The organism is Neobacillus niacini (assembly GCF_036961885.1).
Taxonomy (GTDB): domain Bacteria; phylum Bacillota; class Bacilli; order Bacillales; family Cytobacillaceae; genus Neobacillus; species Neobacillus niacini_H.
Window position 1 is genome coordinate 1 of the sequence record NZ_JBALNQ010000109.1, and the last position, 1,649, is coordinate 1,649.

General features: G+C 35.5%; 2 protein-coding genes. One reads left to right on the forward strand and one right to left on the reverse strand.

Going from position 1 to position 1,649, the window contains the following annotated elements:
- Positions 1-265: hypothetical protein (locus V7124_RS26160; protein WP_335494898.1), on the forward strand; the 265-nt coding region annotated here is incomplete at its 5' end.
- 165 nt (positions 266-430) lie between these two features.
- On the opposite strand, the gene V7124_RS26165 is transcribed toward V7124_RS26160, so the two are convergent.
- Complete coding sequence (locus V7124_RS26165) at positions 431-1,384, reverse strand: carbon-nitrogen hydrolase family protein (protein WP_335494901.1); 954 nt, start codon at positions 1,382-1,384, stop codon at positions 431-433.
- Positions 1,385-1,649: the final 265 nt, after the last annotated feature.

Here is a 1,649-nt window from a genome sequence, read left to right on the forward strand (position 1 = left end):
AGAAAATAGTATTGATTTATTAAATAAATATTTCTTCACATATTTTAATATTTTTCACTTAAGGGTGGTAATCATGAAGTTAGTCCTTATGCTAGTACTTGTTGCTGCAATGGTAGTTTTATTTTTTTGTGGTTATTATGCAGGAATGTTAAAAGAACGGTACGGAAAAAATCTAGTAATCGTTATACCCATTTGTATTTCCATGTTTATGTTTCACCTTATTTGGGCTTTAACTGAATTAGCAAAATCCGCAAGATGGCAATAAGAAAGAATAACTATAAAAACGCAAGAGATAATCCCATGCGTTTTTATAGTTTTTATTTTTTGTAAAGTAAAAATCTAAAGGCAATCTAAAGAACCTGAATTCAATATGTAAAAAAAGCCGAATCCCCTGATAAAGAAAACGGCTTACTATCGGAAAGAAATTTGGTCATTTCATCCAAATTGTACTTTCCTTCTTTTCTTTGTTTACTAACAATTTAAAAACATCCGGCCTTGAATAATGACCAACAGGATCAAAGTCAAATTGACTATAGGCTATTTGTTTCATATCAAGGTCTGCAATGATGATCTCTTCTTTTCCCCAAACAGGCTTCGCAACATAATCACCAAGCGGTCCAACGATGGCACTTCCACCGTTGCTCATCACATCTGGAGATGAAACAAGGTCATCATAACAAGCTAAATCCTTAGGGTACATATCCTTGGTTACATATTGATTAGAGGACAATACAAAGCATCTACCTTCCATTGCAATATGACGAATGGTCGACTGCCAAGATTCCCTCGCATCTGCAGTAGGTGCAATATACAGCTGGACACCTTGTGCATACATTGCTGCCCTAGCTAAAGGCATATAGTTCTCCCAGCAAATCAGTGCTCCAATTTTCCCGTATGGAGTCTCAAATACCGGTAACGTACTGCCATCACCCTCACCCCAAACGATTCGTTCAGCTGCAGTTGGTTTTAATTTTCGATGTTTTCCTAATAGAGAGCCATCAGGTCCGATAAAAATAACAGAACAGTACAGAGTACCACCACTAAATTCACTATCTCGCTCGATAACGCCCATAACAACATAAACGCCAGCTTCACGTGCGGCTGTCCCTAGTTGTTCTGTTGCTTCACCAGGAACAGGAATTGAGTTTTCCCAATACCTGTACCAATCCTTTCTTCCATCTTCTGTTCGGCTACCAATAATGGTTCCAAAGGATAACCCTCTAGGATAGGCAGGAATAAAAGCTTCCGGAAAAACAACAATTTTAGCACCCTTTTCTCCCGCTTGTTTGATTAAGCTAACTGCTTTTTCTATCGACGCATCGCAATCCATAATAACGGATGCAGCTTGAATTACCGCTACCCTGACATTCTGATTTGTATACACCTGGATCTCCTCCAATTAAATTTCAGGAAAAATTTATAAATAAAGGTTCATCATTCATTTATACTTGTAATTTTGGCAAGCATTAATAAAATATTAAATGAATGACACTCTAATCACAAAACATTTTTTTTAATTATTTTACTATTCATGTTGTTACAATAATAAAATCTACTTTTCATAATAAATGATTTATAAATTTTATTACCATCCAATTGAACACTTTTTTAACCATCCATATTTACTTCAAAATAAAAAGAACCACGAT